Below are 15,155 nucleotides of genomic sequence, written 5' to 3'. Positions count from 1 at the left end.
TTCAGGCCGTACGACGTTTGAGGGTGGCGGCGCCGAGTCCGAGCGCCGCCACGATGAAGGCCAGTACGACGAGGATGTCGAGCGCCGGACTGTTGCCTTGGGCAACTCCGACCACCGCGTCGACGGCGTAGGACAACGGCAGCACCGTGCTCACAGCGTGCAGTACGCCGGGTAGGTGATCCCGCGGAAGCAGCAGTCCGCACAGCAGGATCTGCGGGATCATCACCGCCGGCATCATCTGGACCGCCTGGAACTCGGTGGCCGCGAAGGCGCTCGCGAACAGACCCAGCGCCGTACCGAGAACTCCATCGAGGACAGCGACCACGCCCAGCTGCCAGGCAGCGCCTTGGATGTCCAGACCCAAGGCATACAAGGCGATCGAGACCACCACGAGAGCCTGTACGACGGCGATCACGGCGAAGGCGACGGCGTACCCGAGCAGGAAGTCGAGCTTGCCCATCGGCAGTGTGAACAGCCGCGACAGCGTTCCGCTCGATCGTTCGCGCAGCGTCGCGACCGAGGTCACGATGAACATGATGATCGCCGGGAACACTGCCAGCAGCGGTCCGCCGACGCGGTCGAAGGTGGTCGGCGAGTCGTGGAACATCCACCACATCAACGTGACCAGCAACGCCGGCAGCACGATCAGCATCGCGACCGTCCGATGATCCCGCCGCAGCTGCGCAAGTACCCGGCCCGCGATCGCGAGCGTTACCCGCAGAGTCATCGCGCCTCCGCCTTCCGGTCGATGAGCGTCAGGAACGCCTGCTCAATGTCGTCCGTGCCGACCGAATCCAGCAGCGCCCGCGGCGTCTCATCCGCCAGCAGTTCGCCGTCCCGCATCAGCAGCAGGCGATCGCAGCGCACCGCTTCGTCCATCACGTGACTGGACACCAACAAGGTCGCCCCCTCCCCCGCCAGCCGGTGGAACAGCTCCCACAGGTCCCGCCGCAGTACCGGGTCCAGCCCCACCGTCGGCTCATCCAGCACCAGCAACTCGGGCGACCCCAGCAGCGCAGCCGCCAGCGACGCCCGCGACCGCTGCCCGCCAGACAACCGATCCACCCGTACGTCGGCGTGCGAGCGCAGGTCCACTGCGTCAACAACCCGCTGTACGTCGGACGCCGCGACCCCGAGCACAGCCGCGAAGAACCGGAGGTTCTCCACGACCGTCAGATCGCCGTACACGCTGGGTTCCTGGGTCACGTACCCGATCCGCCCGCGCAGCCCGACAGCGCCGGCCGGTGAACCGAGCACCGATACCGAACCCGAGACGCGCGCCTGCAAGCCCACGATGGCGCGGATCAGGGTCGTCTTCCCGCATCCCGACGGCCCGAGCAACCCGGTCACCGACCCGGTCCGCAGCTCGAAGCTCACCCCGCGCAGGACCTCCCGGTCGCCGCGCACCACTCCGACGTCCCGGCAGCTCACCGCATTTGTCACCATGTGATGAATTAACCCACCAGGAGCGCCGTTCACGCAACACCTCAGACCACGGCATGCCCCGTCTCGGCGCTCAAGTCGTCGAGCACCGGGTCGCCGTACCGGCGTCTCAGGTCCGCGAAGGTCGCCGCCTTGTCCGCACCCCAGCGGCTGACGATCACCTCGTAGCTGTCGCCGCTCACGAAGACCGGCGGTGTCCGCTTGCTGTGGAACTTGTCGGCATACATCACCAACTCCTCCTCCCGGGTCCGCGGCAGATAGTCCGCCACCGGGATCGGCAGGTCTTGATCCAGTACGTCGTTCCGCGTGATCCCGACTCCCGTATGACACGACGCGAACCGGCCGATCTCATCCGGGAATCCCAGTCCAGCAAGGGTTTCGTGGCCGAGTACGCCGTGCCGGATGTACGCCGTACCGGCGACTCGATAGACGCCGAGGTCATGGAGCAACGCTCCCGCGCGGACGAGATCGGTGTCGACGTCGAGCCCGGCGAAGAACTGCTCCGCGAGTGAACACACGAGCTGGCAATGCGTGTAGACCGACTCGAAGTCGGCCTGGGTCGGCGCAGCGTCTCGGTGGATCGCGAGGATCTCGCGGTCGGTCGGGATCACCCGGTGAGGTGGTGCTGAAGGACGGGTGCCAGGCGGTCGATCAGGGTCTGCAGGTCCGCCGAGGCGACCGGCTCCAGCTCGATCAGGTAGCGGACCATCGCCATCCCGATCAGCTGCGTCGCCACCAGACTGACCCGGAGCTCCGCGTCGGGTGCGCCCAGAGCCTTCGAGACCGGCTGCAGGATGAGCTGCGTGATGCCTTCGCGCATCGCCCGGGCGACGGCCTCGCTGCCCACCATGCTGCGGAAGATCGCCCGCATCCGCTGCTGCCCGTCGGGCGACTCCCACACCCCGAGAAAGACGGTCGCAATCCGCCGGCCGATCTCGTCGCGCGGACCGTCGAGCACCGTGGCCGCGATCTCGCGCGGGTCGACCGGCAGCGCCATCGACTCGATGAACAGCTCGTCCTTGCTGTCGAAATAGTGGTGCACCAACGCCGCGTCGACCCCGGCCTCACGCGCGACCGCACGGATCGAGGTGGCCGTGAATCCCTTGTCTGCAAAGGACTTCCGGGCCGCTTCGAGGATCTCCCCGCGAGTATCCGGTCCGCCGGGACGCCGCCCGGCGCGCGGAGCCTCCGTCGTACGGCGGGGACTCACGGAGTCAGCTCCGAGATCTCCCCCTCCGGGGTGACCGCGAACGACGACGAACGGCGGGATGTACGACTGAAGTGCTTCTTGGTGAACTCGAGCGACTCGATCAGATCGACCTCACGCTCGGACCGGCTGGTCGCGCGCCGGGTGTTGATCTCGATGATGATGTGGCCGCGGAAGTCCTGATTCGCCAGCGTGGACAGCAGATCGGCCGCCCGCTGCGTACCGCGGCCGGGCACCAGGTGCTCATCCTTGGCCGAACCGGTTCCGTCGGTGAGGTGGACGTGCTTGAGCGTCCGGCCCATCGTCTCGGCGAGCTCGACGCAGTCCTGCTCGGCGGTCGATGCGTGGGACAGGTCGAGGGTGGTGTGCGCGTAGGTCTGCTCGGTCGGGTCCCAGCTCGGCGCGTACGCCTGCAGGCCCTTGCCGGGCGCGCGCCACGGGTACATGTTCTCGACCGCGAAGATCACGCCGGTCTCGTCCTCGAGCCGCGCGATCCCGTCGACAAAACCACGGGCGTAGTCGCGCTGCCAACGGAACGGAGGGTGTACGACGACGACGTCCGCGCCAAGGTCTTTTGCCGCCGCGGCGGACCGTTCGAGCTTCTCCCAGGGATCGGTCCCCCAGACCCGCTGGGTGATCAGCAGGCAGGGCGCGTGGATCGCTAGTACGGGCAACTGGTGGTAGTCGACCAGCCGCTGGATCGCGTCGATCTGGGTGCTGAGCGGGTCGATGCCCACCATCACCTCGACACCGTCGTACCCGAGGCGGGAGGCCAGCTCGAAGCAACTCGCGGTCGTCTCGGGGTAGACCGAGGCGGTGGACAGACCGATCTTGGCGGCGGTTTGAGACGGCATCGGGCTCACCGGGGCTGGAGCTGGTCGAGCTGGGACAGGATGACGCCTTCACGGAGCGCCCACGGGCAGACCTCGAGGGCGGGCAGGTCGAACAGGTCCATCACCGCGTCCGCGACCAGCGCACCGGCGACCAACTGCGACGCGCGACCGGCCGATACGCCCGGCAGGTCGGCACGCTCGGCCGAGGTCATCTTGATCAGCTTCGGCGTCCACTCGGCCAGGGCATCCCGGTTCAGCGTTCGCGGCACGTAGGGGCCGTCGTCGGACGGTGCAGCGCCACAGATCCGGGCCAGCGAGCGGAAGGTCTTGCTGGTAGCAACGGCCCGCTGCGGCTTGCCGGCCCGCAGCACGCCGCCGGCGACGGCGGCCATCTCCATCCGGATCCGTTTGCGCAGTGCACGGATCTCGTCCTTGTCCGGCGGATCCTGGTGCACACCCTCGCGGGTCAGCCGCCCGGCGCCGAGCGGCACCGACACCGCGACCGTCGGCTCCTCGTCGGAACCGGCCGCGATCTCCAGCGAGCCGCCGCCGATGTCGAACACCGCGAGCCGACCGGACGACCAGCCGAACCAACGCCGTACCGCGAGGAAGGTCAGCCGCGCCTCATCCACACCGCTCAGCACCTGCAGATCGACCGAACTCTCGGACCGCACGCGTGCCAGCACCTTCTCGCCATTCGGTGCCTCCCGCAGCGCGGAGGTCGCGAACGCCATCACCGACTCGCAGCCCTTGTCCTCGGCCAGCTCGGCGGCCTCGGAGATGAACGCGACCAACTCGTCGGCGCCCTCGTCGGCGATCCGGCCGTCCTTGTCCAGGTGCTCGGCCAGCCGCAACTCCGTCTTGTGCGAGTACGCCGGGAGCGGTGCGGCACCGCGGTGCGCATCCACCACGAGCAGGTGGACGGTGTTGGAACCTACGTCGAGTACGCCGAGCCGCATACCCAACAAACTACTTCACTCCCGGTGTATCAGTTGTTTCGGAGTTGCCGTTCGCAGTTCTCCGCACTGGGCGCGTACGCTGCACGAGTGCCTGAGGTTTCTCTTGATTTTCCGCGTGCGTGGGTCGAGTTCACCGATCCCGACGATCCCGACCAGGTCTTCCGCTGTGACCTGACCTGGCTGACGTCCAACTGGACCTGCATCTTCGGCGGTGGCTGCGCCGGGATCTACAAGGGCCGGCCGAACGACGGCTGCTGCACGCTCGGCGCGCACTTCTCCGACGACGAGGACGAGCAGCGCGTCAAGAAGTACGTGAAGGAGCTGACCAAGGAGGACTGGCAGTTCCGCAAGGAGGGCAAGGCCAACGGCTGGGTCGAGACCGACGACGACGGTGACCGCAAGACCCGCGTCTGGGAGGGTGCCTGCATCTTCCTGAACCGGCCTGGCTTCAACGGCACCAGCGGTGGTTGCTCACTGCACGGACTCGCGCTCAAGAAGGGCGTGCACTTCGTCGAGACCAAGCCCGACGTCTGCTGGCAGTTGCCCATCCGCCGCACGTTCCGCGAGGTGGAGCGCCCGGACGGAACGTCGTACACAGAGGTCGGCATCGGTGAGTACGACCGTCGCGGTTGGGGCGCCGGCGGCCACGACCTGGACTGGTACTGCACCGGCAACACCGAGGCGCACATTGCGGTCGAGGCGGTCTTCGAGTCGAGCAAGGTCGAACTGCAGACGCTGATGGGCCTCAAGGCGTACGACGTCCTGGCGGACCTCTGCAAGCAGCGGCTGGAAGCGGCTCGCCCGATCCTGCCGCACCCCGCCTCGCGCTGATTCTTCGTCCGAACGACACGCAGATCCCCCACAAAGGGCGGGGTTTGGGGCAAGAATGCTGGCATGCGTCTGGATCATCTGTCGTACGCGGCCGGCCCTGATGGGTGTCTGGCGACGGTCGAACGGCTGTCCGCGCAGCTAGGTGCGGCGTTCGTCGACGGTGGCGTGCACCCGCGGTTCGGCACGATCAACTACATCCTGCCGCTGGAGAACGACCGCTACATCGAGGTGGTCGACGTGCTCGACCACCCGGCGTCGGACAAGGCGCCGTTCGGCCAGGCGGTCCGGGCCCGCAAGGAGCTCGGCGGCGGCTGGCTGGGCTGGGTGGTCGCGATCCCCGACATGAGCCAGATGGAGAGACGGCTCGGCCGCGAGTCCGTCCCCGGGAACCGGCACCGCCCCGACGGGGTGAACCTGACCTGGCGGCAGATCGGCGTCAAGGGCCTGATCGCGGACCCGCAACTGCCGTTCTTCATCCACTGGGACGACCTCACCCAGCACCCGTCAGTCGGCGGCAAGGACCTCCGCCTGACCGCGCTGGAGATCGCCGGCGACCCGATCCGGGTCACCGACTGGATCGGCCACCCCGCCGACCACCTGCTCGACGACCTCGACGTGAAGTGGGCCGGCCCGAACGGCCAGCCCGGCCTGATCGCCGCCGAGTTCGAGACCCCGTCCGGCATCGTCCGGCTGTAACTCCCCCTGGCCTTGACGCGGGCCTTCCGTCGGCCTAACGTACAACCAAATGGTTGTACATGAGAAGGTCGTCGATCGCCTGCTGCACGCGCTGTCGGACAGCACGCGGCGCGACATCGTCCGGCGCTGCCTGGTCAGCGAGGCCTCGGTGTCCCAGCTGGCCGATCAGTACCCGATGAGCTTCGCCGCGGTGCAGAAGCACGTCGCCGTACTGGAGCGGGCCGGCCTGGTCACCAAACAGCGCAGCGGACGGGAGCAGCTGGTGCGAACCGACGTCGAAGCAGTCCGCCGGGCCCGCGCGGCCCTCGACCAACTCGAAGCCGTCTGGCGCGCCCGCGTCGACCGGATGACCGATCTCCTGAGCGAACCGAAAGGCGATACCCATGACAGTGAAGAGCGTTGACAAGGATCTGGACGCCCTGACCCTGACCTTCGTGGCGGAGTTCAGTGCCACCGCCGAGCAGGTCTGGGAGCTGTGGGCGGACCCGCGCAAACTCGAGCAGTGGTGGGGCCCGCCGACGTACCCGGCCACGGTGGTCGACCATGACCTGACGCCGGGTGGTGAGGTCACCTATTTCATGACCGGCCCCGAGGGCGACAAGCACCACGCGTGGTGGCGGCTTACCGCGGTCGACGCACCGAAGTCGCTCGAGTTCGTGGACGGGTTCGCGGACGCCGACGGCAAGCCGGTCGACACCATGCCCACGAACAGCACCACGATGACACTGACCGAGTACGACGGTGGCACCCGGATGGAACTGCGGTCGGTATTCGACACCGCCGAGGCGATGGAGCTGCTGACCAACATGGGCATGGAGGAAGGCCTGACCCTCTGCATCGGCCAGATGGACGCGCTGCTGGCTGGTTGAGTACGGGCGCAGTACGGACAGCGCCACGGCGATCGCGGTTCCTAGGTTCGGGGTTCGTAACGACCCCAACACTCGGAGGACCCATGAGACGCGGACTATTTGCCGGCCTGACGTTGATCCTGACCGCGGTACCGCTGGCCGTGCTCACGAGCCTGCCCGCACAGGCGGCGTACGGCGTGTGCAATGCGGACCAGTGGCGCAACGTCGGCACCAACGAGTACGTGAAGGTGCCGGTCCGCACAGGCAACGGAATGAGCTGCTATATGGGTTATCAGCAGGGTTCCAACACCGCGGTCGTCGCACTGCAGCAAGCCATCGAACTGTGCTATCCGAACACGCCGGCCGCCGACTACATCGAGGAGAGCGGTGGGGCCGACGGGGTGTACGGCACGGGCACGGTCAAGGCGGTCCGCTGGGTGCAGGCCAACCGTCTCGGCTTCGAGGGCAATGACGTGGACGGCGTTTACGGCCCTGCCACCCGCAGCGCGATGAGGTGGCCTGTGTACCGACCGATCTCCGGGGGATACCTCTTCCAGTCCTGCCGGAACCCCACCCAGATCTGAACCCAGCATGACGGGCCTCCTGCGGTGCGTAGGATGCTCGTTGTGCCCACGCCCCAGGAGAGCGGCTTCGGTGGGTTGTTGCGCAGCCTTCGTCAGGACGCAGGCAAGACCCAGCGGGAGCTCGCCGACCTGGCCGGTCTCAGCACCGGGGCGATCCGCGACCTGGAGCAGGGCCGGAGCCGTGGCCCGAAGCCGGATTCCATAGCGGCCATCACCACCGCTCTCGCCCTGAACGGTGAGGACGCCGAAAGGCTCCGGGCAGCTGCCAAAGCAGGCCGAGCCGTGACCCTCAAGACCGACGTCGACGGACCGCTGCGCATTCGTGTGCTCGGCCCGCTCGACGTTTGGCATGGCGGGATCCCCGTGCCCATCGGCGCCGGTCCGCAACGCATCCTGCTGGCCAGGCTTGCCCTCGCAGCCGGTACGACGGTGAGTCAGGCCGAACTGATCGATCTCCTCTGGCCGGACGACGTTCCCCGCAACGCGGCGAGCCTCTTGCAGACCCGTGTCGCCAGGTTGCGGCGACTACTCGAGACCGGCAGTCCGGCCCCCGAGGTGATCGTCGGGAGCTCATCCGGTTACCGGTTGGCCGCGGCCCCCGATGGCCTTGATCTGCTGGCATTCCGCGCTCTCACGACCGACGCCGTACAGGCTGAGCCTGAGGTTGCTTTAGGCAAGCTTGTCGAGGCGGTGGAGCTGTGGCGCGGGACCATCGATGTCGAGGTGATCGACACCAGTCCGCTCTACGTCGCAATCTCCAACGAGTACGCCGCTGCCGTCCGGGACCTGGCCGGGTTGGCGCGCGACCTCGGTGAACCGGAGCGGGCGCTACGAGCCTTGCGAGACCTGGCCGGGCAGCGCGAGCTCGACGAGCCGCTCCATGCCGAGCTGATCCTGACTCTCGCGGCCGCCGACCGGCAGGCCGAGGCGCTCGCGACGTACGACCGGATCCGCTCCGCACTCGCCGGCCAGCTCGGCATCGACCCCGGCGAAGGGCTGCGCGCGGCCCACCTCGAGGTGCTCCGGCGTGGGGCGTCGGCGCAACCAGAACGAGCGGTTGTCCAGCAGACGCCGTCCGCACCTCCGGACTTCGTCGGCCGCGCGGACGAGCTGTCGGCAATCTGTACGGCGGTCGGCCGGCCCGGCGCACTCTCGTCTCGAGCGGTCCTGATCAGCGGGATCCCCGGAGTCGGCAAGACCGCCCTCGCCCTGGCCGCCGCCCATCGTCTCCGCTCGCAGTACCCGGACGGCCAGCTGTACGCCGATCTGCGCGGCGCCGACGCAGTGGCCCCGGAACCGTTGCAGATCCTCGGCCGCTTTCTCCGCGCACTCGGCATACCGGGACGACGGATCGGAACCGACGCCGCCGAAGCGGCCGCGCTGTTGCGCAGCGAACTCGCCGACCGCCGGATGCTGATCCTGCTCGACAACGCCCAGGACGCGGCGCAGATCCGGCCGCTGCTCCCAGGCGCCGGTGGCAGCGACGTGATCATCACCTGCCGACGGCGGCTACCGGACCTCGCCACCACCCACGTCGTGGACCTTGAGCCGCTCCCGCACGACGACGCGGTCCTGCTGATCGCCGCTACCGCCGGCACCCGACGGCTCGATGACGATCGGTCGGGGGTGAGTGCCCTCGCGGAGGCCTGCGCCCGGCTCCCCCTCGCACTGCGCATCGCCGGCGCACGACTCGCTACCCGGCGGCAGTGGACGGTTGCCGATCTGGCTCACCGATTGGAGGACGGCAACAGAAGGCTCACCGAGCTCAGCCTCGGCGAGTCCAGTGTGCTCAGCAGTTTTGACCTGAGCTACGCAGACCTGAGCGCCGACGCCCAGCGCGCGTTCCGGCTCTGCAGCCTGCACCCTGGCGACGACTTCAGTGCCGAGAGCGCCGGAGTGCTGCTCGGCGTCCCGACGGCGGCGGCGGATCGGGTCCTCGAGGTGCTGCTCGAGGCCAACATGCTCCTGCAGCACACGAAGAACCGCTTCCGGTTCCACGATCTGCTCGGCCTCTACTCGCGCCGGCTGCTCGCCGAGGACGCCGAGGCCACGGCCGCACTATCCCGGTTGCACGCCTGGTACATCGCGACGGTGACGGCCGCGATGGATCTCGTGCACCCAGAACTCGTGCGGCTCGCTGCCCATCCCGCACCGGGCACCCTTTTCGGGTCGCGAGCCGACGCGCTCGATTGGCTCGACGAAGAAGTCACCGCTCTGCTGGCAGTCGTGCAGAACACGGCGCACTCCGAGGACCGGTCGCTGTCCTGGCGCATCGTCGACCAGCTCCGGGGATACTTCCTGCTCCGCAGGCATGTCGACGGCTGGCTACCGGTGACCGAGACCGGACTGGCGGCTGCCGAGGCGGCCGGCGACGATGCCGCCCGGGTGGCGATGCTGATCAGCCGCAGCCAGGCCGTCGGAGCCATCGGACGGGACGATGAAGCACTGTCCGACGGCCTGTCCGGCTACGCGCTCGCGGTGGCCATCGGCCGGCCCGCAGCCACCGCCTACCTGGCCTACCTGATCGGATGGCTCCACCAGCTGCGCGGCAAACTCGCCGACGCGGACCTGTGGACCCATCGCGCGCTCGAACTGACCGAGAACGACCAGCACGGCCACCTCCGAGCGATCGTGCTCAACAGCATCGGGATGATCCGGCTGTACCAAGGCGAATTACAGGAGGCAGCCGACCTGTTCGGCGCCGCCCTGCAGGTCAGCCATACCGGGCCCGACATGGCGACGCTCGCCATCCGGGGGAACCTGGCGAGTGCGGTGCGGCAGCTGGGCGAGGCCGACCACGCGGCCGCGCTGCTGAGCGACGTACTGGATGCCCACCATCGCCGTTCGTACCCTCGCGGTGAGCTGTCGACCCTGGACGAGCTGGCCAGGTTGTACGTTCAGCGCGGCGACGGACCGGCCGCGATGCAGGCCGCTCACCGGGCGTACGAACTCGCGATCACCATCCACGACCCGGCGGCCCAGGCCAAGACTGCCGCGACGGTCGCCCAGGTCCAGCTCGCCCTCGGCGACGCCGCCGCCGCCGTGCGGTGGATCGAGACCTGCCTCCCGATCGCGCGCGGGACCTACCCGTACCTCGAAGCCGAGGCACTGATCACGCTGGCCCAGGCCCGGCGTGCGATCGGCGAACCGGCGGCCGCGAGCGAGGCCGCCGTACAGGCTGCAGCGATCGCCGCAGCTTGTGGCTTCCGTCTGCTCGGCGAACAGGCTGCTCTAGTGGATGTTCTCCAGCTCGGCCAGTGAGGTCTCGAGGTGGGCGAGCAGGCGTTGCAGGTGGGGGACGGTACGGCGGCAGCCGACCAGGCCGAAGTGGAGCTCGTGGTCGTAGCTGGTGACGCTGATGTTCAGCGCCTGACCGTTCATCACGATGCTCGCCGGGTACATGCCGAGGAGTCTCGAGCGGTTCCAGTACAGGGGACTTTCGGCCGGCCCCGGCACGTTGGAGATGACCAGGTTGTACGGCGGGTTCGTGTGCCCGGCGACGCCCGGCAGGACCGCGGACGGGCCGGCTGCGGCGAAGCCGAGCGCGCCGACCATCAGGTTCTGCAGCGGGCTGAGCCCGGACAGCACATCCTTGCTGTACGACGTCGATGCCGTGATCCGTTTGATCCGGCGCTCGGCGTCGGCCTCGTCGGTGGCGAGGTCGGCGATCAACGTCGACAATGCGTTACCACCACCGGGCGCAGCATCGTCCTTACCTCTGAGCGACACCGGCACCATGGCGGTCAAAGGCTTGTCAGGTAAGGCGTTCTGCTCGAGCAGATAGTTGCGCAGGGCACCGGAACACATCGCCAGCAGTACGTCGTTCAGCGTCGCGCCGGTGATCGCGCGGACCTTCTCCAGCCGTTCGATCGGCCACGACTGCGCCGCGAACCGCCGAGCTCCCGTGATGCCTTGATTGAAGATCGTCCGCGGCGCCTGGAACGCGACGGCGGAGTGCTCCCGCAGCAAGCTCTTCAACCCCACCGGGGTCAGCCCCGCAAGGTCGGTGAGCAGCCGCGCAGTCCCGCCGACCGCACTCGCCGCGCGACCCGGCGTACGGCCGATGGCTGCGAGCAGTTCGGTCACGGTCGGTAGACCAGGGCTGCTGTCCACCACTGAATGCGACTTGCTGGGTAAGGCGAAGGTCGCGGGCATCTCCGTCTTGGTCGGGTCCGTGGTCAGCGTGTCCTGCATCCACTTCAGGGCCGTCACACCGTCGATCATCGAGTGGTGGATCTTGCTGTAGACGGCGAACCGGCGACCCTGGACACCTTCGATCAGATGGATCTCCCAGAGCGGCCGATGCCGGTCGAGCAGCGTCCCGTGCAGGCGGCTGGTGAGCTCGAACAGCTCCCGAACCCGCCCCGGCCGAGCCAGCCCGGACAGCCGGACGTGGTACTCGAGGTCGATGTCGTCCTCGTGCTCCCAGGACCAGTAGCCGAGGTCGAGCGCCCGGTTCCGCACGCGGCGGGCGAAGACCGGATTCACCGTCGGCCCGTCCAGCACGTCGTGGTACAGCCGGGAGACGAAATCTCGCGTCCCCTCGGGAAAGACATGATCCCGGCCGGCGCCCTCGGGCAGCTCGAACAGCATCAGCCCGCCGACGTGCATGGGTTGTTCCCGGCTCTCGCCGAGCAGGAACATCGCATCCAGCGGCCCCACCGCGGTCATTCGGCCTCCGCTCCCGGACTGGTCCCGACGCCCTATCGTTCGCCCATACGACCCGGCCCGTCTACCCCTGCACAACCGCGTTCACCGAGTTTTGGTTATTGCCTCAGCTACTGATGAGACAACTATCGGACACTGGCCGCTGCACGGACTTGCACCGGTACGACGACGTGCCGGGGCGGGGCGGCGTACGGGCGAGAGCTGTTCATCCGGCGGAGCAGCAGCTCCATCGCCTGCCGTGCCATCTCCGCCGACGGCAGGCTGCCCTCGACGCTGGTGAGGCCCAGCGGGCCCGAGTCGTCCATGCACGCCAGCTCGACAGAGACGTTCAACACCGCCAGGTCCTCGGCCACCTGCGCCAGCACATAGCCGTTTGCACACAGCAGCACAGTCGGCGGCTCAGCGGCCTGCAACAGATTCGACAGCATCACCAACCGGGGCTTGTCGGCCAGCGGCTCATAGGGACGCAGCAGAGTCAGATCGGGCCGGCCCGCGAGCCCGTGGTCGCGCACCGCCTGGATATGTCCGCTCTGCCGCTCGACCACGCTCGTGCACTCGGTCTCGCCCCAGAGCGTGGCGATCCGCTCGTGGCCGCGCTCAATCAGCTGAGTGGTGAGGCGATAGGCGAGGTCACTGTTGTCGGCGACCACCGCATCAGTCGGTACGTCGGGCCGGTACCGATCGATCATCACGAGCGGGACCCGGCGACGTCGTACCTCGGCCAAGGCCTCTGGATGCAACCGGCCCTGCACGGGATAGAGCACGATCCCGCGAACCCCCTGGGCGAGGGCGCGACGCAGAGCGACCTCCTCCCGCTCGGCCGACTCGGCGGAGTTCGAGAGGACGAGCTGATATCCCTCCTCGGCGCACACGGCCTCGGCGGTGACCAGCATGTTCGCCAGGTGACTCCCGCGCAGCCCGTGCAGACCGTTCACGATGCAGGCGACCGCACCACCGGCCTCCACCTCGCGCCGCCGGCCACGGTCGGCGACGAACGTGCCCTGCCCGCGACGCCGTACCAGCAAGCCCGCGGCGACCAGGTCGTTGAGCGCACGGACCGCGGTGATCGTGCTGACGCCGAACCGCTCGCACACCTGCCGCTGGGTGACGAACGGGACCGTCGGGTCGAACCGACCGGCCTCGATCTCGTCGGTCAGCGCCTGCTTGATCTGCTCGTACAGCGGCACGGCGTCCACCATTGACATGCTAAATGGATTTGATATATCAAACAAGCTACCCCGGCGGGCGCCCTCCCGCGGACGGCCGCCACTCCGACCCCAAGGGGTGACCCTCCCATGCAGCCCTCCCGACTACTCGTCTGCGCTCTCCTCCTCGCCGCCCAATCCGTTGCTGTAGGCAACCAGGCTCGAGCGGCCACACAGGCGGTGGGAGCAACGCTCCCGTTCAGCACGATCGAGGCCGAGTCCGGCACCCTCGGCGGCACCGCCACGATCCGCCGGATCACGCCGGGTACGGCGGTTCCGACCTCCGCGACCCTGGAGCTCGAGGCCTCCGGCTACGCGTACGCCGACCTCCGCAGCACCGGCGATTCGATCGCGATCAGGAACACCACCAACATCTCCGCCAACACCCTCGTCGTGCGGGCCTCGCTCCCGGACGCACCCAACGGCGGCGGGATCACCGCGCCGATCAACCTGTACGTGAACGGCGTGCTGCGCCAGGCGATCACGCTCAGCTCGACACAGGCCTGGAACTACCGCAACTCGACCACGAACCCCGACGATCCGCACGGCGGTGGCCAAGCGATCTTTCTGTACAACGAGTTCCCGGTCTGGGTGACCGGTGCGCCGATCGCCCCGGGCAGCAGCATCTCGCTGCGCAAAGACACGAACAGTACGGCGCCGTCGTACGCGATCGACTCGGTTGACTTCGAGAACGTCGCGCCGGCTCTGACGCAGCCGGCGAATTCCCTGTCGGTGATCTCGTACGGCGCCGATCCGACCACCGCGAAGGATTCGACAACCGCCATCCAGACCGCGGTGAACGACGCCCGCACGCAGGGCAAGACGGTCTGGATCCCAGCGGGCAAGTACCTGACCAACAGCCTGGCCCCGAACGCCGCCTTGGACTTCACCGGCGTGAAGGTCCAGGGCGCCGGGATGTGGCACTCGATCCTCTACCGCCGGGTGCCGCTGTCACCACCGCCGACCTCGTGGCGTTCGCAGATCACGGTGGGTTCGGGGACGACGGTCGCCGACCTCCAGGTCCTCGGCAACGCGGTCTACCGGGGCATCGGAGGTGGCGGCGGTGACGACTACGGTTTCAATGCGGGCGGCTCGAAGGGTTGGCTGCTCGACCGGATCTGGACCCGGCACACCGACGCCAACTGGCTGTCCGGCACGAACGGCGTCGTCCAGAACAGCCGGACCGGCGACACGTACGGCGACGGGTTCAACGCGAACAACGGCAACACCCCGAACCCGGAGAAGCTCGGTCACTACCTGACCATCCGGAACAACTTCGCGCGCGGTACTGGTGATGACGCCTTCGCGACGTACTCGGATGCCGGGGCGAGTGGGACCAACGGCCAGATGATCGGCACCAAGATCCTCAACAACACCGCGGTCGCGCCGTACTGGGCCAACGGGATCCGGGTCGCCGGCGGCCGCGACGTCGAAGTGCGGGACAACCTCGTCAACACCGTCTCGTCGAACAACGCGATGGACATCAGCGTGTTCGGGGACTCCGGTCACCCGCTCGAGTCGGCCACCATCACCGGCAACACCCTGATCGGCGGTGGCGGCTGGAACGGCGTCCGGACCGGCGTGCACATCGGCTCCCCCGGACCGACGTCGCGCTTCCCGAACGCCTACACGAACTTCACGATGAGCAACAACGTCATCCGCGGCTCACTGCGGTCCGGCCTGATGATCGACAAGACCCGGATCAAGGGGACGCTGACCGACACCACGATCGACGGTCCGGCCAACCAGGGCACGCTGATCGTCGGCGGAGTGACCGGCACCGGGACATTCACCCGGACCGTCACCCGCAACCTGCGGCCGGGTCAGGTCGCCTTCCAGAACGACTCGCCGACCACGTTCACCGCAACGATCAACTGACAG

15 protein-coding genes are annotated in these 15,155 nt (G+C 68.2%); 7 read left to right on the top strand and 8 right to left on the bottom strand.

Annotation, left to right across the window (positions count from 1 at the left end; genetic code table 11):
• Window position 1: 1 nt before the first annotated feature.
• The 6 genes from ACFVWG_RS01320 to ACFVWG_RS01295 are packed head-to-tail and all read right to left on the bottom strand — an operon-like array spanning window position 2 to window position 4,442.
• Window positions 2-727, bottom strand: coding sequence for an ABC transporter permease (locus tag ACFVWG_RS01320; protein ID WP_391541126.1), 726 nt, complete (start codon window positions 725-727; stop codon window positions 2-4).
• On the bottom strand, window positions 724-1,446 hold the full coding sequence (locus ACFVWG_RS01315; RefSeq protein WP_391541125.1) for an ABC transporter ATP-binding protein: 723 nt from the start codon (window positions 1,444-1,446) through the stop codon (window positions 724-726). Before ACFVWG_RS01315 ends, ACFVWG_RS01320 begins: the two co-directional genes overlap by 4 nt.
• A gap of 41 nt (window positions 1,447-1,487) precedes the next feature.
• Window positions 1,488-2,054 carry an HDIG domain-containing metalloprotein gene (locus ACFVWG_RS01310; RefSeq protein ID WP_391541124.1) on the bottom strand — a complete coding sequence of 189 codons (567 nt, stop codon included), beginning with the start codon at window positions 2,052-2,054 and terminating at the stop codon, window positions 1,488-1,490.
• Window positions 2,051-2,653 (bottom strand): TetR family transcriptional regulator, encoded by a 603-nt coding sequence (locus ACFVWG_RS01305; protein ID WP_391541123.1) that lies wholly within the window; start codon window positions 2,651-2,653, stop codon window positions 2,051-2,053. Before ACFVWG_RS01305 ends, ACFVWG_RS01310 begins: the two co-directional genes overlap by 4 nt.
• A complete protein-coding gene (locus tag ACFVWG_RS01300; protein ID WP_391541122.1) occupies window positions 2,650-3,504 on the bottom strand; it encodes a sugar phosphate isomerase/epimerase family protein in 855 nt (284 codons plus the stop codon). Before ACFVWG_RS01300 ends, ACFVWG_RS01305 begins: the two co-directional genes overlap by 4 nt.
• Before the next feature lie 5 nt (window positions 3,505-3,509).
• On the bottom strand, window positions 3,510-4,442 hold the full coding sequence (locus ACFVWG_RS01295) for a Ppx/GppA family phosphatase (protein ID WP_391541121.1): 933 nt from the start codon (window positions 4,440-4,442) through the stop codon (window positions 3,510-3,512).
• Between the two features lie 87 nt (window positions 4,443-4,529).
• Between ACFVWG_RS01295 and ACFVWG_RS01290 the strand changes: the two genes are divergently transcribed.
• The 6 genes from ACFVWG_RS01290 (at window position 4,530) to ACFVWG_RS01265 (ending at window position 10,662) form a co-directional block, all read left to right on the top strand.
• Window positions 4,530-5,273 (top strand): hypothetical protein, encoded by a 744-nt coding sequence (locus ACFVWG_RS01290; protein WP_391541120.1) that lies wholly within the window; start codon window positions 4,530-4,532, stop codon window positions 5,271-5,273.
• A 63-nt stretch (window positions 5,274-5,336) separates the two neighbouring features.
• The gene (locus ACFVWG_RS01285; protein WP_391541119.1) at window positions 5,337-5,969 is read left to right on the top strand and encodes a VOC family protein; all 633 of its coding nucleotides are present in this window, start codon (window positions 5,337-5,339) and stop codon (window positions 5,967-5,969) included.
• 49 nt (window positions 5,970-6,018) lie between these two features.
• Window positions 6,019-6,372 carry an ArsR/SmtB family transcription factor gene (locus ACFVWG_RS01280; RefSeq protein ID WP_391541118.1) on the top strand — a complete coding sequence of 118 codons (354 nt, stop codon included), beginning with the start codon at window positions 6,019-6,021 and terminating at the stop codon, window positions 6,370-6,372.
• Window positions 6,353-6,838: an SRPBCC domain-containing protein gene (locus ACFVWG_RS01275; RefSeq protein WP_391541117.1), complete on the top strand. Its 486-nt coding sequence runs from the start codon at window positions 6,353-6,355 to the stop codon at window positions 6,836-6,838. The genes ACFVWG_RS01280 and ACFVWG_RS01275 overlap by 20 nt, the downstream gene beginning before the upstream one ends.
• Window positions 6,839-6,921: 83 nt before the next feature.
• On the top strand, window positions 6,922-7,401 hold the full coding sequence (locus ACFVWG_RS01270; RefSeq protein WP_391541116.1) for a peptidoglycan-binding protein: 480 nt from the start codon (window positions 6,922-6,924) through the stop codon (window positions 7,399-7,401).
• Window positions 7,402-7,443: 42 nt separating this feature from the next.
• Window positions 7,444-10,662 (top strand): BTAD domain-containing putative transcriptional regulator, encoded by a 3,219-nt coding sequence (locus ACFVWG_RS01265; RefSeq protein WP_391541115.1) that lies wholly within the window; start codon window positions 7,444-7,446, stop codon window positions 10,660-10,662.
• Here the strand turns inward: ACFVWG_RS01265 and ACFVWG_RS01260 are convergent.
• Window positions 10,633-12,072 (bottom strand): wax ester/triacylglycerol synthase family O-acyltransferase, encoded by a 1,440-nt coding sequence (locus ACFVWG_RS01260; RefSeq protein WP_391541114.1) that lies wholly within the window; start codon window positions 12,070-12,072, stop codon window positions 10,633-10,635. The genes ACFVWG_RS01265 and ACFVWG_RS01260 overlap by 30 nt on opposite strands.
• 122 nt (window positions 12,073-12,194) lie before the next feature.
• Entirely contained in the window at window positions 12,195-13,265 is a 1,071-nt protein-coding gene (locus tag ACFVWG_RS01255) for a LacI family DNA-binding transcriptional regulator (RefSeq protein ID WP_391541113.1), read from the bottom strand.
• A gap of 99 nt (window positions 13,266-13,364) precedes the next feature.
• On the opposite strand from ACFVWG_RS01255, the gene ACFVWG_RS01250 reads away from it, so the two are divergent.
• Window positions 13,365-15,152, top strand: a complete 1,788-nt coding sequence (locus tag ACFVWG_RS01250) for a glycosyl hydrolase family 28-related protein (protein ID WP_391541112.1) — start codon at window positions 13,365-13,367, stop codon at window positions 15,150-15,152.
• Window positions 15,153-15,155: the final 3 nt, after the last annotated feature.

The organism is Kribbella sp. NPDC058245 (assembly GCF_042882005.1).
GTDB lineage: Bacteria > Actinomycetota > Actinomycetes > Propionibacteriales > Kribbellaceae > Kribbella.
Note: the sequence above shows the minus strand (reverse complement) of the source record. Positions and strands in the feature narration are given on the sequence as shown.

Coding starts and splice junctions, on each gene's coding strand:
- ACFVWG_RS01320 (WP_391541126.1), bottom strand. CDS start 727: ATGACTCTGCGGGTAACGCTCGCGATCGCGGGCCGGGTACTTGCGCAG.
- ACFVWG_RS01315 (WP_391541125.1), bottom strand. CDS start 1,446: ATGGTGACAAATGCGGTGAGCTGCCGGGACGTCGGAGTGGTGCGCGGC.
- ACFVWG_RS01300 (WP_391541122.1), bottom strand. CDS start 3,504: ATGCCGTCTCAAACCGCCGCCAAGATCGGTCTGTCCACCGCCTCGGTC.
- ACFVWG_RS01295 (WP_391541121.1), bottom strand. CDS start 4,442: ATGCGGCTCGGCGTACTCGACGTAGGTTCCAACACCGTCCACCTGCTC.
- ACFVWG_RS01285 (WP_391541119.1), top strand. CDS start 5,337: ATGCGTCTGGATCATCTGTCGTACGCGGCCGGCCCTGATGGGTGTCTG.
- ACFVWG_RS01280 (WP_391541118.1), top strand. CDS start 6,019: ATGGTTGTACATGAGAAGGTCGTCGATCGCCTGCTGCACGCGCTGTCG.
- ACFVWG_RS01275 (WP_391541117.1), top strand. CDS start 6,353: ATGACAGTGAAGAGCGTTGACAAGGATCTGGACGCCCTGACCCTGACC.
- ACFVWG_RS01270 (WP_391541116.1), top strand. CDS start 6,922: ATGAGACGCGGACTATTTGCCGGCCTGACGTTGATCCTGACCGCGGTA.
- ACFVWG_RS01260 (WP_391541114.1), bottom strand. CDS start 12,072: ATGACCGCGGTGGGGCCGCTGGATGCGATGTTCCTGCTCGGCGAGAGC.
- ACFVWG_RS01250 (WP_391541112.1), top strand. CDS start 13,365: ATGCAGCCCTCCCGACTACTCGTCTGCGCTCTCCTCCTCGCCGCCCAA.